The sequence below is a fragment of the Pseudotenacibaculum sp. MALMAid0570 genome, from assembly GCF_040151415.1.
In the GTDB taxonomy this organism is placed as follows: domain Bacteria; phylum Bacteroidota; class Bacteroidia; order Flavobacteriales; family Flavobacteriaceae; genus Polaribacter.
In genome coordinates, this window is record NZ_JBDKWF010000045.1 from 1 (window position 1) to 25,002 (window position 25,002).

General features: G+C 31.9%; 24 protein-coding genes. 15 read left to right on the plus strand and 9 right to left on the minus strand.

The genetic code is table 11. From position 1 onward, the window contains the following. Positions 1-215: 215 nt before the first annotated feature. Complete coding sequence (locus AAON49_RS03260; RefSeq protein ID WP_349552622.1) at positions 216-950, minus strand: DUF4294 domain-containing protein; 735 nt, start codon at positions 948-950, stop codon at positions 216-218. A 161-nt stretch (positions 951-1,111) separates the two neighbouring features. Between AAON49_RS03260 and AAON49_RS03265 the strand changes: the two genes are divergently transcribed. From AAON49_RS03265 to AAON49_RS03280, 4 genes are all read left to right on the plus strand, one after another. Continuing rightward, complete coding sequence (locus tag AAON49_RS03265; RefSeq protein ID WP_349552623.1) at positions 1,112-2,200, plus strand: M42 family metallopeptidase; 1,089 nt, start codon at positions 1,112-1,114, stop codon at positions 2,198-2,200. Between the two features lie 3 nt (positions 2,201-2,203). Further along, a complete protein-coding gene (locus tag AAON49_RS03270) occupies positions 2,204-3,367 on the plus strand; it encodes an aminotransferase class V-fold PLP-dependent enzyme (protein ID WP_349552624.1) in 1,164 nt (387 codons plus the stop codon). A gap of 74 nt (positions 3,368-3,441) precedes the next feature. After that, positions 3,442-5,118, plus strand: coding sequence for a M1 family aminopeptidase (locus AAON49_RS03275; RefSeq protein WP_349552625.1), 1,677 nt, complete (start codon positions 3,442-3,444; stop codon positions 5,116-5,118). A gap of 14 nt (positions 5,119-5,132) precedes the next feature. Beyond that, the gene (locus AAON49_RS03280) at positions 5,133-5,669 is read left to right on the plus strand and encodes an NUDIX hydrolase (RefSeq protein WP_349552626.1); all 537 of its coding nucleotides are present in this window, start codon (positions 5,133-5,135) and stop codon (positions 5,667-5,669) included. Here the strand turns inward: AAON49_RS03280 and AAON49_RS03285 are convergent. Continuing rightward, a complete protein-coding gene (locus tag AAON49_RS03285; protein WP_349552627.1) occupies positions 5,659-6,405 on the minus strand; it encodes a DUF6503 family protein in 747 nt (248 codons plus the stop codon). The two genes, AAON49_RS03280 and AAON49_RS03285, sit on opposite strands and share 11 nt — an antisense overlap. 1,608 nt (positions 6,406-8,013) lie before the next feature. On the opposite strand from AAON49_RS03285, the gene AAON49_RS03290 reads away from it, so the two are divergent. The 4 genes from AAON49_RS03290 (at position 8,014) to AAON49_RS03305 (ending at position 11,661) form a co-directional block, all read left to right on the plus strand. Next, complete coding sequence (locus AAON49_RS03290) at positions 8,014-8,205, plus strand: hypothetical protein (protein WP_349552628.1); 192 nt, start codon at positions 8,014-8,016, stop codon at positions 8,203-8,205. Positions 8,206-8,292: 87 nt separating this feature from the next. Beyond that, positions 8,293-10,320 carry a tetratricopeptide repeat-containing sensor histidine kinase gene (locus AAON49_RS03295; protein WP_349552630.1) on the plus strand — a complete coding sequence of 676 codons (2,028 nt, stop codon included), beginning with the start codon at positions 8,293-8,295 and terminating at the stop codon, positions 10,318-10,320. Then, positions 10,317-11,000: a response regulator gene (locus tag AAON49_RS03300; protein ID WP_349552632.1), complete on the plus strand. Its 684-nt coding sequence runs from the start codon at positions 10,317-10,319 to the stop codon at positions 10,998-11,000. The genes AAON49_RS03295 and AAON49_RS03300 overlap by 4 nt, the downstream gene beginning before the upstream one ends. Before the next feature lie 91 nt (positions 11,001-11,091). Further along, entirely contained in the window at positions 11,092-11,661 is a 570-nt protein-coding gene (locus tag AAON49_RS03305) for a TVP38/TMEM64 family protein (RefSeq protein ID WP_349552633.1), read from the plus strand. On the opposite strand, the gene acs is transcribed toward AAON49_RS03305, so the two are convergent. The 3 genes from acs to AAON49_RS03320 form a co-directional block, all read right to left on the minus strand. Continuing rightward, complete coding sequence (gene acs, locus AAON49_RS03310) at positions 11,656-13,545, minus strand: acetate--CoA ligase (RefSeq protein WP_349552635.1); 1,890 nt, start codon at positions 13,543-13,545, stop codon at positions 11,656-11,658. The genes AAON49_RS03305 and acs overlap by 6 nt on opposite strands. Before the next feature lie 109 nt (positions 13,546-13,654). Beyond that, entirely contained in the window at positions 13,655-15,343 is a 1,689-nt protein-coding gene (locus AAON49_RS03315) for a sodium:solute symporter family protein (RefSeq protein ID WP_349552637.1), read from the minus strand. A 9-nt stretch (positions 15,344-15,352) separates the two neighbouring features. Next, positions 15,353-15,637 carry a DUF4212 domain-containing protein gene (locus tag AAON49_RS03320; RefSeq protein WP_349552639.1) on the minus strand — a complete coding sequence of 95 codons (285 nt, stop codon included), beginning with the start codon at positions 15,635-15,637 and terminating at the stop codon, positions 15,353-15,355. A gap of 76 nt (positions 15,638-15,713) precedes the next feature. Between AAON49_RS03320 and AAON49_RS03325 the strand changes: the two genes are divergently transcribed. From AAON49_RS03325 to AAON49_RS03335, 3 genes are all read left to right on the plus strand, one after another. Continuing rightward, positions 15,714-16,493: a sulfite exporter TauE/SafE family protein gene (locus AAON49_RS03325; protein WP_349552640.1), complete on the plus strand. Its 780-nt coding sequence runs from the start codon at positions 15,714-15,716 to the stop codon at positions 16,491-16,493. A gap of 50 nt (positions 16,494-16,543) precedes the next feature. Beyond that, positions 16,544-17,308, plus strand: a complete 765-nt coding sequence (locus tag AAON49_RS03330; protein ID WP_349552641.1) for a TerC family protein — start codon at positions 16,544-16,546, stop codon at positions 17,306-17,308. 193 nt (positions 17,309-17,501) lie between these two features. Continuing rightward, positions 17,502-18,068 (plus strand): fasciclin domain-containing protein, encoded by a 567-nt coding sequence (locus AAON49_RS03335; RefSeq protein WP_349552643.1) that lies wholly within the window; start codon positions 17,502-17,504, stop codon positions 18,066-18,068. Positions 18,069-18,117: 49 nt separating this feature from the next. Here the strand turns inward: AAON49_RS03335 and AAON49_RS03340 are convergent, their stop codons facing one another. The 3 genes from AAON49_RS03340 to AAON49_RS03350 are packed head-to-tail and all read right to left on the minus strand — an operon-like array spanning position 18,118 to position 20,547. Further along, positions 18,118-18,591, minus strand: a complete 474-nt coding sequence (locus AAON49_RS03340) for a hypothetical protein (RefSeq protein ID WP_349552645.1) — start codon at positions 18,589-18,591, stop codon at positions 18,118-18,120. Beyond that, on the minus strand, positions 18,588-19,541 hold the full coding sequence (locus AAON49_RS03345) for a phosphoribosylaminoimidazolesuccinocarboxamide synthase (protein WP_349552646.1): 954 nt from the start codon (positions 19,539-19,541) through the stop codon (positions 18,588-18,590). Before AAON49_RS03345 ends, AAON49_RS03340 begins: the two co-directional genes overlap by 4 nt. 55 nt (positions 19,542-19,596) lie before the next feature. After that, positions 19,597-20,547: a PhoH family protein gene (locus AAON49_RS03350; protein WP_349552647.1), complete on the minus strand. Its 951-nt coding sequence runs from the start codon at positions 20,545-20,547 to the stop codon at positions 19,597-19,599. Positions 20,548-20,676: 129 nt separating this feature from the next. Here AAON49_RS03350 and AAON49_RS03355 point away from each other — a divergent pair, with 129 nt between their 5' ends. Genes AAON49_RS03355 through gldG form a run of 4 tightly spaced genes read left to right on the plus strand, consistent with a single transcriptional unit; the run spans position 20,677 to position 24,160 of the window. Next, positions 20,677-21,504, plus strand: a complete 828-nt coding sequence (locus AAON49_RS03355) for an SAM hydrolase/SAM-dependent halogenase family protein (RefSeq protein ID WP_349552648.1) — start codon at positions 20,677-20,679, stop codon at positions 21,502-21,504. 2 nt (positions 21,505-21,506) lie between these two features. Continuing rightward, entirely contained in the window at positions 21,507-21,803 is a 297-nt protein-coding gene (locus AAON49_RS03360; RefSeq protein ID WP_349552650.1) for a putative quinol monooxygenase, read from the plus strand. Positions 21,804-21,807: 4 nt separating this feature from the next. Next, complete coding sequence (gene gldF, locus AAON49_RS03365; protein ID WP_349552651.1) at positions 21,808-22,527, plus strand: gliding motility-associated ABC transporter permease subunit GldF; 720 nt, start codon at positions 21,808-21,810, stop codon at positions 22,525-22,527. Then, positions 22,520-24,160 (plus strand): gliding motility-associated ABC transporter substrate-binding protein GldG, encoded by a 1,641-nt coding sequence (gene gldG, locus AAON49_RS03370; protein WP_349552652.1) that lies wholly within the window; start codon positions 22,520-22,522, stop codon positions 24,158-24,160. The genes gldF and gldG overlap by 8 nt, the downstream gene beginning before the upstream one ends. Before the next feature lie 93 nt (positions 24,161-24,253). Here the strand turns inward: gldG and AAON49_RS03375 are convergent, their stop codons facing one another. Further along, positions 24,254-24,916 (minus strand): MIP/aquaporin family protein, encoded by a 663-nt coding sequence (locus tag AAON49_RS03375; RefSeq protein WP_349552654.1) that lies wholly within the window; start codon positions 24,914-24,916, stop codon positions 24,254-24,256. Between the last annotated feature and the right edge of the window lie 86 nt (positions 24,917-25,002).

Here is a 25,002-nt window from a genome sequence, read left to right on the forward strand (position 1 = left end):
TCTCAAAGCGGGTGCAAATGTAAAAACTATTTTTATATCCGCAATAACTTTTTTGTTTTTTTTTCAAAGTTTTTCCAAACCAATTACCAAAACAAAAACAAAACAATGAACTCCCCGTAAAAACGGACCGCAAAGATATAATAGTACATCTTTTCTAACCAAATATTTTTACGCTTTTTTTTGGGAAATATTTTAAAAACCTAGGAGTCTTATCGTTAGCTACGATTTTTCTTTTTCTTTCTCTTTTTTTTCTTCTTTGCAAACATCTTTTTATACTCTTCTACATCAACTTTTCCTTTTTTAGATGACGCAATTTTAGGGAAATCGAATTCTAACTTGGATTTCTGAACTGGGAGCTTTTCATCCATAAATGCTCTTTGAAGAACATCCTCTATTAAATAATCTTCATTTACTGATTCTGGATGGTACTCAGTTTTGAGGGATAACTTAAATAGGTTTGCAGTAGTATTGTACCAAAATGCCTTCCATCCACTTCTGAGTTTCCGAATGTTTTCGAAAGCAGTTTTTCCTGTTTGGCGATGAATTAGCTTGATAAGAATACGACCTTCTGTTCGTGTCATTTTCTTTAATTGATCTGTAAATTCTCCTTCAAGGTATTTTTGAGCTCGCTTTGTATACTTTCTTCTTTTTCTTTTTTTCTTAATTCTATTCAACCTTGCATTTAAAGAATCTAACCTTTCGGATGCTAATCTAGCATAAGGATATGCTTTGTATACTTTACTCCGAAACCAGTAATAATAACGAGCATCGTCTGGTGAATTAAATTTAAGTCTAGGAATTACAGAAACTTCATCTAAATTAATTGTAAGTGTATCTCCATTTTTTATGAGAATATAATCTTCAAGCTTTAGAGGTGGATCATCTTTCTTTTGAGCAGCTACATTTATAGATGCTATCAATAAAGTTAATATGAAGATTCCTTTTTTCAACGTAAAATGTTTTACTGTAAAGATATTACAATTCAAAAATCTTAACGATTAATTGTATAGAAATAATCTTAACAAAAATCTAAAGTTTGTAATAGTTTCAATTTTATTTTAACGGTCACAAAAATGGTTTTATTTTTATCAAAACAAATTAAAAGACAAGAATGGCTAAAAAATCAATTTTAAATAAAAAATCAATTTCTTTTTTAGAAGCGTATTTAAACAATGCTGCTCCTACGGGATATGAATGGGAAGGACAAAAAATATGGATGAATTATCTAAAGCCTTATGTTGATGAGTTTATCACAGATACTTATGGAAGTGCTGTTGCAGTAATTAACCCAAAAGCGAAATATAAAGTAGTTATTGAAGGACACGCTGATGAAATTTCTTGGTATGTAAATTATATTTCAGATAATGGTTTAATCTACGTAATTAGAAATGGAGGTAGCGACCATCAAATTGCTCCTAGTAAAATTGTAAACATTCATACAAAGAGCGGAATTGTAAAAGGTGTTTTTGGGTGGCCAGCTATTCATACTAGAAATCGCGCTAAAGAGGAGGCTCCAAAACCCGACAATATTTTTATCGATGTAGGTTGTAAAAGCAAAGAAGAAGTTGAAAAGTTGGGAGTTCATGTTGGATGTGTTATTACGTATCCTGACGAGTTTCACATCTTAAATGAAACCAATTTTGTTTGTAGAGCACTTGACAATAGAATGGGTGGATTTATGATTGCTGAAGTTGCTCGACTTTTACATGAAAACAAAAAGAAGTTACCTTTTGGTTTATACATTACTAACTCGGTTCAAGAAGAAATTGGTTTAAGAGGTGCAGAAATGATTACTGAAACCATTAAACCAAATGTGGCCATCGTTACAGATGTAACACACGACACCACTACTCCAATGATTAATCAAAAAAAAGAAGGTGCTATTAAAAATGGTGACGGACCAGTTATTGCTTATGCTCCTGCAGTACAACAAAAACTAAGGGATCTGATTACAGAAACTGCTGAAGAGAAAAAAATTCCTTTTCAACGTTCAGCCTTGTCTCGTGCAACTGGAACAGATACTGATGCTTTTGCATATAGTAATGGTGGTGTTGCATCTGCATTAATTTCTTTGCCTTTGCGTTATATGCACACTACAGTTGAAATGGTTCATAGAGATGATGTAGAGAATGTTATCAAATTAATTTATGAAACTTTATTAAAAATAAAAGGAGGAGAAACGTTCTCTTATTTTGAGTAAACCATGGAATTATCAAATCAACAACATTTATTTAGTATCCCTAAAGATGTTACTTATTTGAATATTGCTAGCTTATCGCCTTCTTTTAAATCTATTGAAGAAGCTGGTATCCAAGCTATTTTAGATAAGAGCACTCCGCATGTTATTCCTGTTTCAGATTTTTTCGACCCAGTAATTGAACTGAAAAAACTCTTTGCTAGATTAATTAATGTAGATGACTCTAATAGAATTGCCACTATCCCATCTGTTTCATACGGAATGGCATGTGTTGCCAACAACATAACGTTAAAACCTTCCGATGAAATTATTATCGTTGATGAGCAATTTCCTAGCAACTATTATATATGGAAAAAACTAGCTGATAAATATGGAGCAAGTTTGAAATTTGTATCACAACCAGATACAGATACCAATCGAGGGCAAAAATGGAATCAGAGAATTTTAGAAACCATTAATGAAAATACTGCCTTAGTAGCCATGGGTAATGTTCATTGGTCTAATGGTACTTTATTTGATTTAAAATCGATAAGAGAAAAAACAACTCAATATAATTCTCTATTAGTTATAGACGGTAGTCAGTCTGTAGGAGCTTTTCCGTTCTCAGTTAAGGAAATTCAACCTGACGCATTGATTTGCGCGGGTTATAAGTGGTTGTTTGGACCTTATGGCTGTGCTTATGCTTATTTTGGATCTTATTTTGATAATGGTACCCCAATTGAAGAAAATTGGGCTAATAGGCTTCATAGCGAAAATTTTGCAGGTCTTACACAATATCAATCCGAATATAAACCTCTAGCAAATAGGTATATGGTTGGTGAAAGTGGAAGTTTTATCTATGTAAAAATGCAAATAGCTGCTTTGAAACAAATCATTGAGTGGAGCCCACAAAGTATACAAGCATATTGCAAAAAAATAACCAAATCCTTAACAAATGAGTTGAGAACTCTTGGTTGCTTTATAGAAAATGATGAAGACAGAACTCATCATATGTTTGGAGTTGGACTTCCGGAAAAAATTGACATCGACCTATTAAAGAAAACATTGAAAGAGAAAAACATCTATATATCCTTTAGAGGTACTTATTTAAGATTGTCTTGTCATTTATATAATTCAGAGAAAGATTTTGAAACTCTTTTAGAAATTATTAAATCTTGTATCAAATCATAAAAAAAGCTTCCAAAAGGAAGCTTTTTTGTTACACTCTACTTTTTTTCTCGTCTCTAAACAAAAATCTAACTACCATGAGAAAAATTATTTTACTTTTTATAATCGCTTTTACTGCTTGTCAAGAAAACAATCAAATCAATTATGAAGTAACACCATCAGAAAGAGATGGAAAGCCTGCACTAAATATCTCTATGGAATTTAAAGCAAATCCTGACGGAGAAACAGTGTTGCTTTTACAAGATAATGCTTGGGGACAAGAAAATCTTTATAATACACTAAGTAATCTTAAATCTGAAGAGGCTTCAGAAATTATTAAAGAAAAAGATAGTAATCGTATCATTTTAAAACATGATAAAGGGTTGAGTAAAATTCGTTTTTCATATACGATACAACAAGACACTGAAGGAAAACTTACCACTTTAGATACCTATCGACCTGTAATTCAAAAAGATTTTTTTCATGTTTTTTCTCATAATCTGTTTATGCTTCCAAGAGATTATGTTCCAAATTCAAAAGAGTTATTTGATGTAGAGATTCATTGGAACGGTTTCAATGATGATTTTAGCCTTGTTAACAGCTTTGAAACAAACTTTCGAAAGCAGCAAATTAAAAATACTAATGAACGTTATTTTCATAGTGCTGTATTTACTGGTGGTGATTACAGAGCTTATGAATTAGATATTAAAGGAAATAAAGCCGTTTTTGGTATTCGAGGAAACTGGGAGATATTTAATGACTCTACAATTGTTTCTATTTTAGAAAAAACATTAACCGCTCAGCGTAATTTTTGGCAAGATCATTCACAAAAATATTTTGCTGTAACTATGACTCCTACTTATATGGAAAGGGGAAGTGGTTTTCAAGGTAGCGGCCTAACCAATTCTTTTGCAACTACAGCAACAAATAATAAATATCTTGAACTAGAAGGCTTGGTATATTTATTTAATCATGAACTACAGCACAATTGGACTGGACATGTAATTAGAAATGAAAATGAAGAGGAGCAATATTGGTTTAGCGAAGGATTTACAGATTATTATACTTTTAAAAATATTGCTAAAAACAATATTGCAAACCTAAATGAATCTTTCTTTATTAGTAAGTTCAATGAATCTGTGATGGCTTTATATACATCTCCTGTGAAGGAAGCACCAAATTCAGAAATTAATTACGATAATTTTTGGTCAAGTAGAGATTATGGTAAGCTTCCTTATAGACGTGGTGCTGTTTTTGCATTTTACCTTGATAGTAAAATTAGGAAAGAATCGAATGGAGCTAAATCTTTAGACGATTTAATGTTAGAAATTAAAGAAGATGCTGTAAAAAACAATCAGAAACTTAATCACAAGTACTTTCTTTCAAAAGCAAATCAATATTTAAAAGAAGACCTTACCCCTTTTTTTACAAAGCATATTATTAACGGCGAATTATTTGATCTAGAAAAAATATATAGCGATTTCAACTATGATTTTACTCCTACTTCTAATGTTTTTGACTTAGGACTCGTATTAAGTGAAGACAGGAAAGAAATTACTGAGATTGATGAAAACTCAAACGCATACAAAGTTGGTTTAAGGAAAGGTGATCAATTATCTTTTAGAGGATATTACTATGGCAACCCTGCTTATGAAGCTGAGTTTAAAGTTGTGAAAAATGGCAAAGAAACTCATTATAAATATTTTCCTGCAAGAGTTGCTAAAATTCCATCATTAAAAGACACTACACACAATAAAAATATTCTATCTTTTTAGTCCAAAACTGGACTATGGACGAATTGATTGATATTCTTGATAAATCTGGAAAATTAACAGGAGAAAGCTGCTTAAAATCTGTTGCTCATAAACATGGATATTACCATGCTACTATACATGCATGGTTATACACCAAAGATGGCAAAATCTTAATGCAACAACGAGGTTTTACAAAGAAGACTTATCCTGGACTTTGGGATGTTTCTGTAGCTGGTCATGTTCATGCTGGAGAATCTATTGAAGATGCTGCTTTACGAGAGATAAAAGAAGAAGTTGGATTGACAATAAAAATACATCAGTTACATAAGGTAGCTATCAGAAAAGGAGAAAGAAAACATCCAAACGGAATTCTAGATAATGAATTTTATCATGTTTTTATTGTAGAACTAAAACAACCTATAGCTCATCTTAAAAAACAAGATGAAGAAGTAGCTGCAATTCAGTTATTTGATATCGAAATACTAAAAAGCACCAATGAGAATATTTCAATGGTGCCTAATACTTCTGAGTATTTTCAATTTATCTTTTCAGAAATTCAATCTATTCTTTAATTGGTTTTTCAAAAGAAGCATCTTTTAAAGCCGTTTTACTTACTAAAGGTAATGTGAACTCTGTTGCAGGTCTTGCTGGTTTTGTAGGTTGACCGTTTTCATCTTTTTGATACCAAGTTATCTTTTTAGGGAATTTAAATCCATCAGACGCTTTCCACTCTTCATATCTAATCAAATTATATCTATCCGATGGCTTTTTAGATCTGAACGTTACTGTGTAGGCTAACCATTCCATTTGATAATTCTCTGGATTGTAATAAATAATATAATTATCATCTGGCGATGACCCTACATTAGCTTCATAAGATATTTTAACTCCAGGAAACTCTTTTCCTTCAAAAGAGATGGATTTTGCTTCGCTATATATGATTCCATCATCAGCAAGCACAAAAGGCATGGCATAGAAATAAAAGAACAGGTTGTGATAAAAAGATGGATTTCCTTTGTAGGTACCAGAATCTTTTTCTGAAAGCCAAACTTCTTTTCCGTTATAACCCATCGAGTAATTAGGAGTATTTATGAGCGTTTTCCTCGACTTTAAATCTACTGTATGTGCTTCTTCTCCTTTATTGAATGATAATGTTCTAGCTTTTCTCCAATTCTCAATTCCTCCATGATTTTGAAATACCTTCCCTAACTCTTCAGGAAACTTTTCCTTCTTTATTTCTCTTTTAGATTCATTTTTACAAGAGGCAATTAGCATTGTTAGAGCAACTAGTATCGTAAGTTTTTTCATTGTGTTAGTTTTTAATACTTGGTTTAGTGTCGGTATTTATAAGTCATACTTACACATCCTAAAAATTGAATGGAAATTTAGCAAAAAAAAACGCCTTTAATCAAGGCGTTTCGTCTGGGGCTTTGTCTTAAGTAGATTCTCAAAACAAATATAAAATTACCGTTCTGAAGATAGCTGTTGGTTAGTTACAGTTTGTTTTACAACGTCTGAACCTCTTTTGGTATGAGAAGATTAACCTTCAGAACAACTTTCTCTCTTATTCATACAATGTTTCCCTAAGTGTATTTGTTGTTATTGCTCATACCTTTTAGAATACAGTTGCATTCTAATACCAAAAGTATTGTGTATAAACGAATTAGCTGTAAGGAAAACTATTACTATTAGTAAGGAGATTACTTACTTTTTAACATTCTCAGATAAACACTTTAAAGAATAGTATATATTTGTCGCAAAATGAAACGAATGTCAATATATAATTGGACAAGTATTTTTAAAAATGAATGTGATTTTCAAGGAGTTCCTTTAAGGATTCTATTGAAGAATGACGTAGTGTGTGAATTTTTTAGTCATTATTTATGATATAAACTATAAAAACAATCATAAAAAAGGCGTCTAATTTATATTGGGCGCCTTTTTTAGTATTTTTTTGAGAATAATTATGAGAGTAATGTTTTAAATCTACATAAAAGAATTTGAGCTGTAAGCAATTGATACGCAAAACGTTGCAAAAATGCCACAATATCTGTGAAGAACGGACAGGAATACTCATTTCTAAAATCAACATAATATATTGATTATCAGTAAATTAAATTTAATTTTTATTTGTTTTTTAAAAAATAGTTTTCATCTTTGCCCCGCAAATCGATTAGAAATAATTTCGATTAGAATGGGTAACATTTAAACAAAATAGAAACAGTTATGCGAACACATGTATTAAACACAACAGAAAATACTATAAGAGTATGGTTTGAAATGCAAATTGATGGTGTTGTAGAATTGAAGGTGTTATTTTTTAGAATGTGAAAATGAGTGAAAAAACTCTTAATTATATCTAAAAATGGCACCTCAACAAGGTGTCATTTTTTTATGCTATGAACAAAAGGAAAAACGAGTCGTGGTGTGGGAATAATTGCTATGAAACAACATCAAAAAACGTTAAAAAAATGATAAAAAAAGTTGGTTAATTCATTGATTTTTCGTATCTTAATGGGACAATTCAAAAGCTATGGAAACCTTTTAAACTACGTACCGATGTAAAATTTAACTCACTGAAAAGCAGGGATTACTCAACAAGAGGTCCTGTTTACAAAAACATCATTGATTTCATTTCTTAATCATTGTATTATAGATGAAAAAAACACCAGCGTTATTAAAAAATTGCGAACGCTTCCATTGTGCACAATAGAGAATTTCTAGAAGTCAAAACCTTCTGTAGGCCACAGAAGTAGTATTCTGATTTCACTGACTTTACAAAGTCTTTCCGATAGAAGTTTGGTTAGTCTGCCTGCAGCAGACGAAGTTGAATAGAATCTAACCCTTCTATTCCAACTATAAAACCGCTGTATTTACGGCAAAGAAAACTATTGTCAAAATTTAAAAATTTATGTTATGAGAACTTTAAAAATTGTATTGTTAACAATTTTATTTTCAGTGCTTTTCAATTCATGTACTGATATAATTAATAATGATGATAAAACTGTTATGGAGACAGTTCCAAACACCGAAGTAACTACTTCTACAACTTCTGGATTTACAGGAGACGGAAATGGTACAGATACTGGTGACGGAAAAGGTGGTTAATTCACCTTACATATAAATCCCAAGCCTTTAGCCTTTGCTAAGGGCTTTTTTTATTAGATTTGTTTTTTAACTCAAAAAGAATCGCTTTTGAAATTAAAAATTCTTTGCAAAATTTTCTTAGTTAGTATTCTTTTCTTATTTCTCTTAACAAATTGTAATAGAAAAAAAATTAACACTAATGATTCTGTTAAAAAAAACGACAGTATCTCAATATGGATAAAAGCTTCTAAAGACAAAAACTTATCCAAAGACCTCAAGGACTCTATTCTACAAAGAGCTTATCAACATGCAAAAGTTTTAAAGGACGATACAATAAAAGTTTATCATTTAACTAATATTTCTTATAGTTTTTATCAAATTGATAAAATAGAGTCTTTTAAAAAAATCAATGGTGAAACTTTAAAGTTAGCTTTTAAATTAAACGACTCTTTTGTAATTGCAGATGCCTATTGGAGTTATGCTGATTATTATCATAATAGACAGCAGTATGAAAAATCTTACTACTATTACAATAAAGCTCTCCCTTATTTTAAGGGCATCAAAAAAAACTATGAAGCTGGCAGAATGTTATATTCCATGGCTTTTGCTAGAGGAAGATATCGTGATTACACAGGTAGTGAAGTATTAATTTTTCAAGCAATAGAACTATTCACTAAATCTAACAACAATAGGTTTTTGTTCAATTCATATAACTTACTAGGGGATTTACAAAATGATATTGGGAAACATGACAAAGCATTAGAATACTATGAAAAATCAAAAAAATATCTTGACAAACTTACAAACAAAAGAAACTATACTTCGACAAGGTTTAATAATGTTGGTTTAACATATCATGCAAAAAGAAACTACAAAAAAGCTATTAAATATTTTAACCAAGCTTTGGATGAAAATAAAGATGATATTAGTCATTATGCAAGAATTATTGACAACAGAGCCTATAGTAGATTAAAACTTGGTGATACTTCTAATGTAAAAAAAGATCTTAATATATCTTTAAAAATAAGAGATAGTGTTAACAATAAAGCTGGAATCGTTTTTGTAAAAATACGTTTGTCAAAATATTACAAGCATATTTCTAACACCATAAATTCAATTCATTATGCCAAAGAAGCAAATATTCTCGCTAGAGAAATTAAAAATGGTGTTGATTATCTAGAGTCATTAAAACTTTTAGCCAATCTAGAGCCTAGTAAGGCTAAATATTATCTAGAAGAATATATTCGGTACAACGATAGTTTAATTGATACTGAACGGAAAACCCTAGATAAGTTTACCCGCATCGAATTCGAAACCGACGAAGTCATCGAGGACAACAAAATTCTTAATCAACGTTTAATCTGGATATTTGTGATAAGTATTGGAGTCATACTTATACTATCTCTCTTGTATATTGTTCGTATACAACGCGCTAAAAACGAAAAACTATTCTTAGAAACAGAACAACAAAAGGCTAACGAACAAGTTTATTTACTTACCTTAAAACAGCAAGCTACACTAGAGGAAGAAAAAACAAGAGAACGCAACAGAATCTCCCAAGAATTGCACGATGGCATTTTAGGACGTTTATTTGGAACTCGTGTTGGAATGGGGTTCTTAGACATCAACGCCGATGAAGAAACCAAAAAACAACATCAATCTTTCTTGGATGAATTACAGGAAATAGAGAAAGAAATAAGAGATGTCTCTCACAAACTGAATACCAATTTTGAAGATGCAGATGTTAACTTTACAACCATTATCAATCAATTGCTAGAATCTAAGAGTCAAGTAGGAGATTTTAAATTTCATTTGAACATAGATCAAAATATCTCTTGGAGGTCTACAGATGAAATTATCAAAGTAAATGTATATCGTATCATTCAAGAAGCTTTACAAAATACCACCAAACATGCGCAAGCAGACAATGTAACATTAGACTTTTTTACAGATAAGAATTCTCTAACTATTAAACTGAAAGATGATGGTATTGGATTTTCAACTAGCAGGTCAAAAAAAGGAATCGGATTAAAAAATATTCGATCTCGTGTGGAAAAGATGAATGGAATTATTAACATTGTATCTGCTTCTGGAAAAGGAACTGAAATTGATATCAAAATCCCCATTGAATCATGACAGATCAAAAATACACTGTGTTAATTGTGGATGATCATCCACTCATCTGTGAAGCTTACAAAAGCGCATTCATACATATTGGTAAAAAAGACTCATCTATTTCTTTTGATATTGAGGTTGCACATAATTGTGATGACGCTTTTTCATATATCAAAAATTGCACATCCGATGAAAAGCATTTAGCTCTTGTCTTTTTAGATATGAGCTTACCTCCTTCTCAGGATGGGAAGATTCTTTCAGGAGAAGATTTGGGCTTAAAAATTAACGAACTACTTCCTGAAACCAAGATTATTGTCTCTACTACATTTAATGACAATTACAGAGTTCATAGCATATTTAAAAACATCAATCCTGATGGTTTTCTGATTAAGAATGATATCACTCCTCAAGAATTGGTTACTGCTATTCAAGAGGTTATTTTAGACCCACCCTACTATAGCAAAACTGTTGTGAAATTACTCCGCAATCAAGTGTCTAGTGATTTACTTTTAGATAAGATAGATCGTCAAATACTTTATGAACTCTCAATTGGAACAAAAATGAAAGAGTTACCGGCTATTGTTCCTTTATCTATTGCCGGAATTGAGAAGCGAAAACGACACTTAAAACAAATCTTTAATATTAGTAGTGCTGATGATAGAGAACTCCTGCTTCTTGCTAAAGAAAAGGGGTTTATTTAAGTAACAATCTTTCATCAAATTCGTTTATATCATAGGTCATGTATTTTACATGATTCTCAACTGATTTAAAACACGATCTACGAATTTACGCATGCTTAGAAAAGGAAAAATTATCGTCTACAGTATATGGGTTTTGCTTACTGTTGGTTTGATAACAACGTATTTCATTTATCCAGAGTTTTTTACGCCTGAATATCTTACTTCTTTTATTAAAAAGTTTACTAATGAAATGCTGTTCATTTATATTTTGCTGACTTTTATCAGAGGTTTTTTTCTTATTCCTAGTACTCCATTTGTAATTGCTGGTGGATTATTATTTCCAGATCGTTTACTATTGGTTTTAGGAATTTCATTAGCAGGTATTATGTTTTCTGCTACTGCTCTCTACTATTTCTCTGACTTACTTGGATTTAGTAAACATTTAAACAAAAAGTTTCCTTCAAAAATCGACTTGTGGAAGTCTCGTTTAGAAAATTCAAAATCTATCCTTTTTATTGCTGGATGGTCTTTATTTCCGTTTGTTCCAACAGATTTGATATGCTATGTAACTGGTGTTTTAAAAACACCTTTTAAAAATATGTTTTTAGGAGTTTTTATTGGAGAGATTATCTTATGCTCTATTTATATATTCTTTGGCTCCAGTATTTTTAACCTCTTATAGTTTATTTTCTATAATATCTTCTACTACTTCTGGGTTTAATAATGTTGATACGTCTCCTAAATTAGAAATATCGTTAGAAGCTACTTTACGCAAAATTCTTCTCATAATTTTTCCAGATCTGGTTTTTGGCAGCCCTTTTACAAATTGAATCTTATCAGGTTTGGCAATAGGACCAATTGTATTTGAAACTACTTCTCTAACTTCTTTAATCAACTGATCATTCTCTTCAACTCCATCATAAGTAATTACATATGCATATAAAGCATTTCCTTTAATATCATGAGGAAATCCTACTACTGCGCTTTCAACCACTTTCTCATGCTCGTTAATTGCGTTTTCAATGGGTGCAGTTCCTAGGTTATGTCCAGATACAATTACTACATCATCTACTCTACCGGTTATGCGATAATTTCCATTTTCATCTCGTAAGGCTCCATCACCAGGGAAATAATGATCTGGATAAGCAGAAAAATAGACATTCTTATAGCGCTCATGATCTCCATAAATGGTTCTAGCTAAAGAAGGCCATGGGTGTTTGATTGCTAAAATTCCTTCGGCTTTCGTTTCAGAGATTTCAGTACCGTCATGATCTAACAAAACAGGTTGAATTCCTGGCAAAGGAAGTGTTGCAAAGGTTGGTTTATCTTCTGTTATGCCAGCTAAAGAAGAAATCATCATACCACCGGTTTCTGTTTGCCACCAAGTATCTACAATTGGACATTTGTTTTTACCAACATAATCATCATACCAGTGCCAAGCTTCTTCATTGATAGGTTCTCCAACAGTTCCTAAAACTTTTAAGTCCGATAAATCGTATTTATCAATTAATTCAGTTGGATGCTTTGCCAATGCTCTTATGGCTGTAGGTGCAGTATAAAATTGATTGACTTTGTGCTTTTCGCATACTTCCCAAAATCGTCCAAAATCTGGATAGCTGGGTACTCCTTCAAACATCACAGTTGTTGCTCCAGAACTTAGAGGTCCGTAAACTATATAGCTATGTCCTGTAATCCATCCAATATCTGCTGTACACCAATAAATATCTCCTTGTTTGTATTGAAAAACATTTTGAAATGAATAAGCTGTATATACCATATAACCTCCACAGGTATGTACCATTCCTTTAGGTTTACCTGTTGATCCTGATGTATATAAAATAAACAACATATCTTCAGAATCCATCTCTTCAGCAGGACAATGATTGTCTACTTTTTCTAATTCTTCATGCCACCAAACGTCTAAACTAGGATTCCAACTAATCTCTTGTTGAGTTCTTTGATATACTATAGTTTTTTCTATACTGGGGCATGTTTTTAACGCTTCATCAGCGATATCTTTTAACGGAGTTATCTTATTTCCTCTAAAGCTTCCATCGGCAGTTAACAATACTTTACAAGTAGCATCATTTATTCTCGCTGCCAATGCTGTTGATGAAAATCCTGCGAAGACAACCGAATGAATAGCTCCAATTCTAGCACAAGCCAAAACAGCCACAGCTAATTCTGCCACCATAGGCATATAAATACAAACCCTGTCTCCTTTTGTAACTCCATTGTTTTTTAACACATTGGCAAAAGCGCAAACTTGACTGTGTAATTCTTTATAAGAAATGTGTTTTGCATCTTCTTTTGGATCATTAGGCTCCCAAATAATAGCTATTTGATCTCCTTTATCTTTCAGGTGTCTGTCCAAACAATTTTCAGTAATGTTCAGTTTTGCATTTAAAAACCATTTTGTAGATGGTTTAGACCAATCATACTCTAGAACTTTATCCCATTTTTTTCTCCAAACAAATTGTTCTGCTATACTATTCCAAAATTCAGATGGATTTTCAACACTTTTTTGATATACTTCTTTATATTCTTGATATGAATTGATTCTCATTATTCTAACTAATTATTTTGCTTTTAAATGTAGCGATCCTAAATTATCATACTAATTTTTTTCTACTAACGGACTCATTTTATAGCTTAACAGCAGATTGATTCTAATTTTAATGGTCATGAGCCTGACCTGCTCCGCTTGGGATTCTAATATTTTCAACAATTTCTTGAACTTCTTTCGGAGGCTTACGTGTAAATTTAGATACTGTTATTGATACTATAAAATTAACAATCATAGCAACGGTTCCAAAACCTTCTGGAGAAATTCCAAACCACCAATCTTCTTTAGTGCCTCCACCAAACCAATCGAATTTAAATTTGGTCATATAAAATAACATAAGTAAAATACCTACAATCATTCCTGCTACTGCTCCTTCTTTATTCATTTTCTTATAAAATATTCCCAGAACAATGGCAGGAAAGAAAGAGGCTGCTGCCAATCCAAATGCTAAAGCCACTGTTGCAGCAACAAAGCCAGGAGGGTTAATTCCGAAGTAACCAGCAACACAAACAGCTACTACAGCAGAAATTCTCGCTGCAATCAATTCTCCTTTTTCAGAAATATTAGGTTGTATCATTCTCTTTATAAGATCATGCGATACTGATGAAGAAATAACCAATAATAAACCCGCTGCAGTTGACAACGCTGCTGCTAAACCACCTGCTGCTACCAAAGCAATTACCCAATTGGGAAGCTTAGCTATTTCTGGATTTGCTAAAACCATTATATCTCTATTTACCTCAAGCTCATTAATTTCTTTGTTTGCAACATATTGGATAAACCCATCCTGATTTTTATCATTAAAAGTTATCAAACCTGTTGTTTCCCATTTTTTAAACCAAAGCGGCATTTCATCATACTTGTTGTTACTAACTGTCTCAATTAAATTGGTTCTAGAAAACACAGCAACTGCCGGTGCAGTCGTATATAAAATTGCGATGAATAATAATGCCCAACCTGCAGATTTACGAGCATCAGCAACTTTTTTCACTGTAAAAAAACGTACAATTACATGAGGTAATCCCGCTGTTCCAACCATTAAAGCGGCGGTTATAAAAAACACATCTAATGTTGATTTACTTCCAGAGGTATATTCAGCAAAGCCCAACTGTCTGTGTAATCCATCCAATTTATCCAAGAGATACATTCCACTTTCATCAGCTCCGCCAAATCCTAATTGTGGAATTGGATTATTAGTCATTTGGATAGAAATAAAAATTGCTGGGACCATGAAAGCAAATATCAAAACACAATACTGCGCCACTTGAGTATAGGTGATTCCTTTCATACCTCCTAAAACTGCATAAAACAAAACTATGATCATTCCTATAATCACACCAGTGGTGATGTCTACTTCTAAAAAACGAGAAAACACAATCCCTACTCCTTGCATTTGTCCTGCTACATAAGTAAAAGAAACCAACAAAGCACAAAAAACAGCTACACTTCTGGCTGTATTTGAATAATAACGGTCACCTATAAAATCTGGAACGGTAAACTTTCCAAACTTTCTTAGATAAGGTGCTAACAATAGTGCTAACAAAACATAACCTCCAGTCCATCCCATGAGGTAAACAGATCCGTCATATCCTCCAAAAGAGATAATTCCAGCCATCGAAATAAAAGAAGCTGCCGACATCCAATCGGCTGCTGTGGCCAATCCGTTTGCTAAAGGAGAGACACCGCCTCCTGCTACATAAAAATCTTTGGTAGAAGATGCTTTTGACCAAATGGCAATTCCTATATATAAAGTGAATGTGATTCCAACTAAAACCCAAGTCCAAATTTGTATACTCATATCTAAAACTTAACTGTTGATTTGTTTATCAGTTTTATTTTGTTCTTGCGCACTTTCATCGTCATACCCAAACTTTTTGTCAAGTTTATTCATCAGTCTTACATAGACAAATATTAAGATCACAAATACATAAATAGAACCTTGTTGAGCAAACCAAAATCCTAATTTAAATCCTCCAATTTTTATTGTATCGAGTAAATCTCTGAATAGAATTCCTGCTCCAAATGAAACTAAAAACCAAATGGATAAAAGAATTAATAAATACCTAAGGTTTGTTTTCCAATACGATTTCATTTCGTTCACTTTTGAAGTTTTATAAAAGTAAAGTTTTTTATGAAACAATAACTCATATAATACTATATTTGGTTTTATGAGCATCGAGTTACTTTCAGATATTCTTATTTCTAACTGGTATATTGTTCTTCTTTTTTTTGCAGTCGCAATCTTGTATTCTTCTGTAGGTTTTGGTGGTGGATCTAGTTATTTAGCTATTCTGGCTCTAACCGGAATTGCGTATACGCAGATAAGGTCTACTGCTTTGTTGTGTAACATTATTGTGGTTTCTGGAAATGTTTTCTTTTTTCAACAAAACAAACTCTATAATTGGAAGAAAGTAATTCCTTTAGTTTTATTTAGTGTACCCTTAGCTTTTTTAGGAGGTTATTTAAAAATCAACCAAACTTTCTTTTTTATTCTATTGGGCTTTACATTACTATTTGCAGCAATTACTATGTGGATTTCTAAAAGAATTGTATCAAATACAAATGATATTAAGAATTTAAGTATAAGTAAAAATGCAGGGTATGGAGGTATTATTGGTTTTATCTCTGGAATGGTAGGTATTGGTGGAGGAATTTTTCTAGCTCCAATACTTCACTTAACGCGTTGGGATGTTCCAAAGAAGATTGCTGCTACTGCAAGTTTGTTTATTCTTGTAAATTCTATGAGTGGCTTGATTGGACAATACTTTAATCCTGATTTTGCAATTGATTGGAATTTAACATCTATCTTGTTAATTACAGTATTTATTGGTGGTCAGATTGGAAGTCGTTTGAGTAATCGTTTTTTTAGCCCCATACAACTAAAAAAAGCTACCTCTATTTTAATTGCTTTTGCAAGCTTAAAAATTCTATGGGATTATATTCAATAGTCACTTCAACTTAATATATTTGAAACTCTATACGAATTAATCAAATTTATATGTTAGAAAATATATTTACACTTCTAATGCTCATTCTTTTACAAGGAGTTTTAGGTTTCGACAACTTATTATATATATCACTAGAAAGCAAAAGGGCTCCTATAGAGAAACAATCTTATGTAAGAAAGATGGGGATTTTATTAGCAATTGTTTTACGTATAGTTCTGCTATTTGTACTGCTTAAACTAATTCAGTTTTTTCAAGATCCTATTTTAAAATTTTCTTTCGAAGGTTATGCTGAGGGAAAGTTTAACATCCATAGTATGATTGTATTAGCAGGAGGAATATTTATAGTATATACTGCTATGAAAGAAATCTGGCATATGATAGGAGTAAAAGATATGGATCATGATGTTGAAGGTGGTGGTAAAAAATCTACTGGTAAAGTAATTACTATGATAGTTATTATGAATATTGTCTTTTCTTTTGACTCTATTTTAAGTGCTATGGCCTTAACGGATGTTTTTTGGGTCATGGCAACTGCAATTATAATTGGAGGTTTGTTAATGATTTGGTTGGCTGATAAGGTTTCTAATTTCCTTGCAAAAAACAGAATGTATGAAGTATTAGGGCTTTTTATACTTTTTATAGTAGGTATTATGCTGTTAACTGAAGGTGGTCATTTAGCGCATTTAAAACTCTTTGGAAATGAAATAGTACCTATGAGTAAAACTACATTCTACTTTGTTATTGGAATTTTGGTAATTACAGATATTGTTCAAAGTAAGTATCAAAAGAAACTATTACAAGAAAAAGAAAAATAATGTCATTCTAGATTAAAAGTTACTAAGCCACTCATTATGAGTGGTTTTTTTTAGTTATAAATCACACTTCAAGTACTTTAAATTGTATTTATTAATAAAATTTTAATACTTTTGTTTAACTATTTTAACTTTTTGTTAAACAAAATAAGTTTAATTGAGCAGTACTTTTGTAATGAATCATAAAACAAATACAATGAATATTAAAAAATTATTTACCGCAGTTGTAGTTGCTCTTTTCATTTCTTCTTCTGTTTTAGCCATCAATAATACAGATCCAGGAAAGGACAAAAAAGTAGTAAAAACTAACAAAACTGAAGAAACTATCGTAGGTGTAGCTGCCTCTAACAAGAATTTTACAACACTTGTAGCTGCAGTAAAAGCAGCTAATTTAGTTGAGGTTTTAAACAGTGATGGACCATTCACAGTTTTTGCACCTGTAAATACGGCTTTCGACAAATTACCAGAAGGAACCGTAAGTACTTTGTTAAAACCAGAGAACAAAAAATTATTAACGTCTATTCTAACTTACCATGTGGTAGCAGGTAAATTTAAAGCTAAAGATGTAGTAAAAGCAATTAATGCAAACAAAGGAAAGTTTGTAATCAAAACCGTTCAAGGTGGAAAATTAACTGCTTCTATTAGCAATGGAAAAGTAATTTTAACGGATGAAAAAGGAAATAACTCTACCGTTATTATTACTGATGTTAAAGCATCAAATGGCGTTGTTCATGCAATTGACAGCGTAGTGATGCCTAAATAAGAAGTTTTGGTTGACTTTTTGAGCCGCTGTACCCCATACAGCGGTTTTTTTATTGCAAATTATCTACTTCTATTTGATAATCATACTGAAGATCTTCATGTAGTGTGGCTATAGCTTTTTTTGCTAATGATAACTGAGTATGAAATACTTTAGTTAACCTAGGACTTTTTTCAATGGAAGGGGAAAATTCTTTTAATCGTTTACAATAATGCAATAAAAGTTCTACTTCTGTTTCTTTCTTTTTAGAGTATCTGATGAACTTCTTAGTAAGTGTTAGAATCTTACGCATACTTTTTCTGATATAGAAAAAACTTTTGGTATTAATTTCTTGAAAAAGATCATCTACAAGATCCTTTACACTTTGAATATAGGCTTCTTCATCATGAGCTTCAAACAATAAATAGGTAAGTAATTCTTTGTTCTCTTTTTTAAATCGGGAAAGCTTTAAACACAACTCAACCAATTCGTTTTGAGAACGATGATTAAGTTCATCTTTTATTTTTTTTACAGTGACGGCTTTCATAACGACTGTATAAATCCAGTCACATTTTTATCAATTCTACCCAACACGTTGGAAGTATCGGCTTTTACAAAGGTATCTCCAGTTATTTGTTCAAACAATTCGATATAACGATCTGAGATTTCTAAAATCTTTTCATCAGACATTTCAGGGATTTGTTGACCTTCTTTTCCTTGAAATCCGTTTTCAATCAACCATTGGCGAACAAACTCTTTGGACAATTGTTTTTGTTTTTCTCCTTTCTCTTGCCTTTCTTCATATCCATTAGCATAAAAATAACGAGAAGAATCTGGAGTATGTATTTCATCTATTAAAACAATCTTACCATCATTGGTCTTTCCAAACTCATATTTTGTATCCACTAAGATCAATCCTCTTTTAGCAGCAATCTCTGTTCCTCTTTCAAAGAGTTTTCTAGTATAATCTTCTAGAATTAAGTAATCTTCTTCAGAAACAATTCCTTTTGCTAAAATATCTTCTCTTGTAATGTCTTCATCGTGCTCTCCATTATCGGCTTTTGTTGAGGGTGTAATAATGGGTTCTGGAAAACGATCGTTTTCTTTCATACCTTCTGGCATAAAAACTCCACATAAAGTTCTTTTTCCTGAATGATACTCACGTGCAGCATGCCCTGACAAATAGCCGCGAATAACCATTTCAACTTTAAAAGGCTCACATAAATGTCCAACAGCAACGTTTTCATCTGGATTTGCAATCAACCAGTTAGGTACCAAATCTTCTGTTTCTTGCATCATTTTAGTTGCAATCTGATTCAGAATCTGACCTTTATAAGGAATTTGACGTGGCATAATTACATCAAATGCAGACAGCCGATCTGAGGCAATCATTACCAATAAATCATCATTGATATTATAGACTTCTCTTACTTTTCCTTTGTAAACAGATTTTTGATTTGGAAAGTGAAAATTGGTTTGATTAATTGTGTTGATCATGTTGATAATTTAATTGCTGCAAAAGTAATTAAAGACAATTGAGTGGCAAGCAAAATTATTCAGTTTCAATGCTCTTATAAGCAGAAATAATTTTCTTTACCAAACGATGACGAATTACATCTTTATCATCTAAATACACATGAGCGATTCCTTCTAAATCTTTCAATGCTAACAACGATTCTTTCAATCCAGAAACTTGTTTCCTAGGCAAATCTATCTGACCAGGATCTCCAGTAATAATGAATTTAGCATGCATCCCCATACGGGTCAAAAACATTTTCATTTGACTATGTGTGGTATTTTGAGCTTCATCTAAAATTACAAATGCATGATCTAGTGTTCTTCCTCTCATAAAAGCTAATGGAGCTATTTGTATCACACCTTTTTCTATGTATGATTCTAACTTCTCATGCGGAATCATGTCTCTTAGCGCATCATACAATGGTTGCATATAAGGATCTAACTTCTCTTTTAAATCTCCGGGAAGAAATCCAAGATTCTCTCCAGATTCTACGGCTGGTCTTGTTAAAATAATTCTTCTTACTTCTTTTTCTTTCAAAGCTTTAACAGCCAATGCAACCGCAGTGTAAGTTTTTCCAGTTCCTGCAGGTCCTACAGCAAACAGCATATCATTTTTTTGCATTAAACTCACCATCTTTCGTTGGTTCTCAGTCTGCGCTTTAATTAATTTACCGCTCACTCCATGTACTAATACATCTTTGGCATTTCCTGCGGAAGCTTTCTCTTCTTTTCCTGTAGATGTAAGTATTCTTTCAATACTATTTTCATCTAATTTGTTGTAACGATTAAAATATTTGATTAACATATTTAATCGTTTTTCAAACTCGTTTAAAATGTCTGGTTCTCCGTAAATTTTTAGTTTAGATCCGCGAGCAACTATTTTAATTTTAGGAAAGTACGTCTTTAATTGCTCTATTGTACTGTTGTGGGTGCCAAAGAAATCCTTAGGGTTAATTTCTGTAAGCTCAATAATACGTTCGTTCAAATGCTGGAATTTATATGATTGTTAATTAATAATTCATTCTAAAATTAGGGAATTAATTTTCAGAATTGTTTAGATTTGTGTGAAATTTTTGAGCGACTTTTACACAATTAATTAACAGCCTTTCTTTTAATGTCTATTATTACATTAACTACTGATTTTGGAACTAAAGACCACTTTGTTGGTGCTGTAAAGGGAGCTATCTATTCTGAACTGCCAGATGCAAAAATTGTAGACATTACACATCACATCTCTCCTTTTAATATTACAGAAACTGCTTATATCTTAAAAAACAGTTACAAAAGCTTTCCTGAGGGTACTATTCATATTATTGGAGTTGATTCTGAGTTAAGTGAAGATAATAAGCACATTGCATTAGAGCTTGATAATCATTACTTTGTTTGTCCAGATAATGGATTAATATGCATGATTACCAAAGATATAAAGCCTAGCAAGATTGTTGAGATTAACATTCATGATCGAGTAGAAAGTAGTTTTCCTGTATTGGATGTTTTTGTGCAAGTAGCCTGCTTTATTTCTAGAGGTGGAAATTTAGGCGTTATTGGTAAGGAAATTTCTAGTTATAAAGAAATGACAGAAATACAGCCAAAAATAAATCAGGAACAAAATAAAATTACTGGAGGTGTTATTTATATTGATAATTACGGAAATGTTATAAGTAACATTAGTGAAAAATTATTTACTGAAGTTGGTAAAGGCAGAGATTTTAGAATTTCTGCGGCAAGGTATACTTTCTCAAAAGTGGTTTCTAAATACAATGAAATCGTAGATCCTAATGCCAATGATCCTCGTCAGTTTGATGGAAATCGTCTGGCCTTATTCAATTCTGCTGGATATTTAGAAATAGCTATTTACAGAAGTAATTTAAAAACGGTCGGAGGAGCTTCTACCCTTTTAGGTTTAGGATATAGAGATACCATTACCATAGAATTCTTATAATTATGTTTGTGAGAATTGTAAAAATGGGATTCAAACCAGAGCATGTAGAGACTTTTCTTTCTAACTTCCATCGCAAGAAAGAATTTATACGAAATAGTCCTGGATGTCGTTTATTAGAATTGTATAGAGACAAACACAATCCAACAATCTTTTTCACCTATAGTTATTGGGAAAAAGAAGAAGACTTAGAAAATTATAGAAACTCTGATTTATTTAAAGGGGTTTGGGCAGAAACGAAAGTTTTATTTAATGCTAAGCCAGAAGCTTGGAGTGTTGATAAGGAAGTATCACTAACATAAGTATATGTATCCAATTTTAAAGAAAGAATTCAATTCCTTTTTTGCTTCCCCAATTGCTTATTTAGTAATTGGTGTTTTTCTATTGGTTAATGGATTATTTCTTTGGACTTTTGATGATGATTTTAATGTTTTAAATGCTGGGTTTGCAGACTTAAACAGCTTTTTTTACCTAGCTCCTTGGGTTTTACTATTCTTAATTCCTGCCATTACAATGAAAATGTTTGCAGATGAATTTCAAACAGGAACCATAGAACTTTTAAAAACCAAACCTATTAGCAATTGGCAAATTGTTTTAGGAAAATTTTGGGCAGCTTTAATTTTAATCTTCATCGCAATTATCCCAACTTTTGTCTACGTTTATTCTATCTCAGAATTGGGAAATCCAGTAGGTAATATTGATTTCGGCAGTACTTTTGGGTCTTACCTTGGTTTGTTTTTACTAGCAGGATCTTATGCAGCTATTGGCTTATTTACCTCTACACTTTCTAAAAATCAAATTGTTGCCTTTTTATTAAGTGTTTTTATTGTTTTCTTTTTCTATTACGGATTTGATGCTTTATCAAACTTATTCGTAAATTCAGGATATACCATTCAATTGTTTGGAATGAATGAGCATTTTAAAAGTATAAGTCGTGGTGTTATTGACACTCGAGATATCCTTTACTTTTTAAGTATCATTCTTTTCTTTTTATTCATTACAAAACAAAAACTGTCTAATGAATAAGAAGCTAAAACATACATTCTTTTTAGCAATAATATTGTTAATTCTAAACTTTGTAAGTCAAGGTTTTTATCAACGTTTTGATTTAACTGAAGACAAACGATATACGCTTTCTGATGTTACTAGCTCTATTTTAGACCAAGTAGACAGACAATTAATTATTAGAGTGTATTTGGAAGGAGATTTCCCTACTGAATTTAAAAGATTGCAAATAGAAACTCGTCAGTTTTTAGAAGAATTAAAAGCTCAAAATTCTAATATAAGAATACAGTTTGTAAATCCCGACGAACAAAGAGAACGCTTGGTGAAATCTGGTATGATGCCAAGTCAGTTAACTGTTGAAGAAAATGGAAAGCTATCCAATGCTATTATATTTCCTTGGGCGGAGATCGATTATAAAAACAAATCTGAAATTGTTTCTTTACTTCCTAACGGTGTAGTTCAGTCTCAAGAACAACAATTTTCTGCTGCAATTGAAAATTTAGAATTTTCCTTTAGCAATGCAATTCACAATATCACTAGAAATAAAGAAAAGAAAATTGCAATCCTTAGAGGAAATGGTGAACTACAAGACCCTTTTTTAATTTCATTTTTAACTGAGGTAAGAAAGAAATATCGTTTGGGTGCTTTCACCTTAGATTCTGTTGTCTCTAATCCAAAGAAAACATTAAAAGGGCTTCAGTTTTTTGATATGGCAATTATTGCCAAACCAACACAGGCTTTTACAGAAAAAGAGAAAATGGTTTTAGATCAGTTTATCATGAATGGTGGAAAAACATTGTGGATGGTTGAAAATGTTCAAGCAGATACTGATAGTTTATACAATGATGGAAAAATGTTAGCATATCCTCGAGATTTAAATCTAACAGATTTGTTATTCAAGTATGGAGTTCGCATCAATACAACATTGATCCAAGACTTATATTCTTCAAAAATCCCTTTAGCAACTGGAAATGTGGGTAATCAAACACAATTTCAAAATCTTCCTTGGTTCTATCATCCATTAGTAAATGGGCATCCAAGACATCCTATTACAAAAAACATTGCTCCCGTTCGATTGCGTTTCGCTAATCAAATTGACACCTTACAAAACAACATTCGCAAAACTCCTTTATTAGTAAGCTCTTTGTTAACAAAAAAAATAGGGACTCCAAATTTTATCGAACTGCAAAGCATAGCTCAAGAACCTAAACAGGAAGAATACAAATCAGGTTATCAATTGTTTAGCGTTTTATTGGAAGGTGAATTTACATCCAATTATGCCAATCGTATCAAGCCTTTTACTATTGATGATTTTGCAAATAAGAGTAAGGAAAACAAAATGATTGTTGTAGCTGATGGTGATATTGTTAAAAATCAAATTTTAAAAAGTCAACCTTACGACCTTTCAATTGATAAATGGACTGGCGAACAATTTGGAAATAAAGAATTCTTATTGAATGCTGTAGATTATTTGTTAGATGATTCTGGACTCATTGAGTTACGAAATAAAACATTGCAAATCAATCTTCTTGATAAACAACGTGCTTTTGAAGAGAGAACTTATTGGCAATTCTTAAATGTAGTACTACCACTCTTGCTCCTTTTAGGGTTTGGATTTGTTTTCAATTATTTCAGAAACAAAAAGTATAGTTAAGTGTTTAGGTGATTAGTGTAATTCTTTTTTATAAGAAACACCTATTATCAATTACAGCATACTAACTACTCAGCACTAACTACTAGGTATTATTCAACACTCTTCATCACAACATTTATCATCCTTCACTAATTTACAGCTAATAACGGCTAATAATGCTCCTAATATCGGTGCAAGCATATACAACCATAATCCCTGAATATTTCCAGAAACAATGTTTGGAGCTAGAGAGCGAGCTGGATTCATTGATGCATTGGTAATAGGGCCAGCAAACATAGCTTCTAATAAGACCACGCCTCCAATTGCAATACCTGCCATCATACCAACTTCTTTGCTACCTGTAGAAACATTAATAATCACAACCATTAAGAAAAATGTGAGTAATAACTCTAAAACAAAGGCCCGCCATACATCTACTTTAGGAATAGTAGAACCTAATAATTCGCTATCTGGGAATAAGAAAAGTAAGACCAAACTAGCTGCAAAAGCTCCAGCAACTTGAAAGAAAATATATTTTGGAACTTCCTTCCATGAGAATTTTTTAGCATAAGCAAATGCGATAGAAACAGCAGGGTTAAAATGAGCTCCTGAGATTTCTCCAAAAGCATAAATCATAGCCATTACAATTAGCCCCCAAGTAATTCCAATTCCAACATGGGTAACATCTCCTCCTGTTACTTCATTAATAGTCATGGCGCCTGTACCACAAAAGATCATGGCAAAGGTTCCTATAAATTCAGCGATGTATTTTTTCATAAGAATTCTACTATTGCGCAAAGATAGGATTCCTTTTTTTAAGTTTTCGTTAACATTTGTCCCAAAGATTCGTTGTAATTTTAGTG

Excerpts from the sequence above, each read along its gene's own strand:
- AAON49_RS03265 (WP_349552623.1), top strand. The coding sequence starts at position 1,112 with ATGGCTAAAAAATCAATTTTAAATAAAAAATCAATTTCTTTTTTAGAA.
- AAON49_RS03270 (WP_349552624.1), top strand. The coding sequence starts at position 2,204 with ATGGAATTATCAAATCAACAACATTTATTTAGTATCCCTAAAGATGTT.
- AAON49_RS03275 (WP_349552625.1), top strand. The coding sequence starts at position 3,442 with ATGAGAAAAATTATTTTACTTTTTATAATCGCTTTTACTGCTTGTCAA.
- AAON49_RS03280 (WP_349552626.1), top strand. The coding sequence starts at position 5,133 with ATGGACGAATTGATTGATATTCTTGATAAATCTGGAAAATTAACAGGA.
- AAON49_RS03285 (WP_349552627.1), bottom strand. The coding sequence starts at position 6,405 with ATGAAAAAACTTACGATACTAGTTGCTCTAACAATGCTAATTGCCTCT.
- AAON49_RS03290 (WP_349552628.1), top strand. The coding sequence starts at position 8,014 with ATGAGAACTTTAAAAATTGTATTGTTAACAATTTTATTTTCAGTGCTT.
- AAON49_RS03300 (WP_349552632.1), top strand. The coding sequence starts at position 10,317 with ATGACAGATCAAAAATACACTGTGTTAATTGTGGATGATCATCCACTC.
- AAON49_RS03305 (WP_349552633.1), top strand. The coding sequence starts at position 11,092 with ATGCTTAGAAAAGGAAAAATTATCGTCTACAGTATATGGGTTTTGCTT.
- acs (WP_349552635.1), bottom strand. The coding sequence starts at position 13,545 with ATGAGAATCAATTCATATCAAGAATATAAAGAAGTATATCAAAAAAGT.
- AAON49_RS03315 (WP_349552637.1), bottom strand. The coding sequence starts at position 15,343 with ATGAGTATACAAATTTGGACTTGGGTTTTAGTTGGAATCACATTCACT.
- AAON49_RS03320 (WP_349552639.1), bottom strand. The coding sequence starts at position 15,637 with ATGAAATCGTATTGGAAAACAAACCTTAGGTATTTATTAATTCTTTTA.
- AAON49_RS03325 (WP_349552640.1), top strand. The coding sequence starts at position 15,714 with ATGAGCATCGAGTTACTTTCAGATATTCTTATTTCTAACTGGTATATT.
- AAON49_RS03330 (WP_349552641.1), top strand. The coding sequence starts at position 16,544 with ATGTTAGAAAATATATTTACACTTCTAATGCTCATTCTTTTACAAGGA.
- AAON49_RS03335 (WP_349552643.1), top strand. The coding sequence starts at position 17,502 with ATGAATATTAAAAAATTATTTACCGCAGTTGTAGTTGCTCTTTTCATT.
- AAON49_RS03340 (WP_349552645.1), bottom strand. The coding sequence starts at position 18,591 with ATGAAAGCCGTCACTGTAAAAAAAATAAAAGATGAACTTAATCATCGT.
- AAON49_RS03345 (WP_349552646.1), bottom strand. The coding sequence starts at position 19,541 with ATGATCAACACAATTAATCAAACCAATTTTCACTTTCCAAATCAAAAA.
- AAON49_RS03355 (WP_349552648.1), top strand. The coding sequence starts at position 20,677 with ATGTCTATTATTACATTAACTACTGATTTTGGAACTAAAGACCACTTT.
- AAON49_RS03360 (WP_349552650.1), top strand. The coding sequence starts at position 21,507 with ATGTTTGTGAGAATTGTAAAAATGGGATTCAAACCAGAGCATGTAGAG.
- gldF (WP_349552651.1), top strand. The coding sequence starts at position 21,808 with ATGTATCCAATTTTAAAGAAAGAATTCAATTCCTTTTTTGCTTCCCCA.
- gldG (WP_349552652.1), top strand. The coding sequence starts at position 22,520 with ATGAATAAGAAGCTAAAACATACATTCTTTTTAGCAATAATATTGTTA.
- AAON49_RS03375 (WP_349552654.1), bottom strand. The coding sequence starts at position 24,916 with ATGAAAAAATACATCGCTGAATTTATAGGAACCTTTGCCATGATCTTT.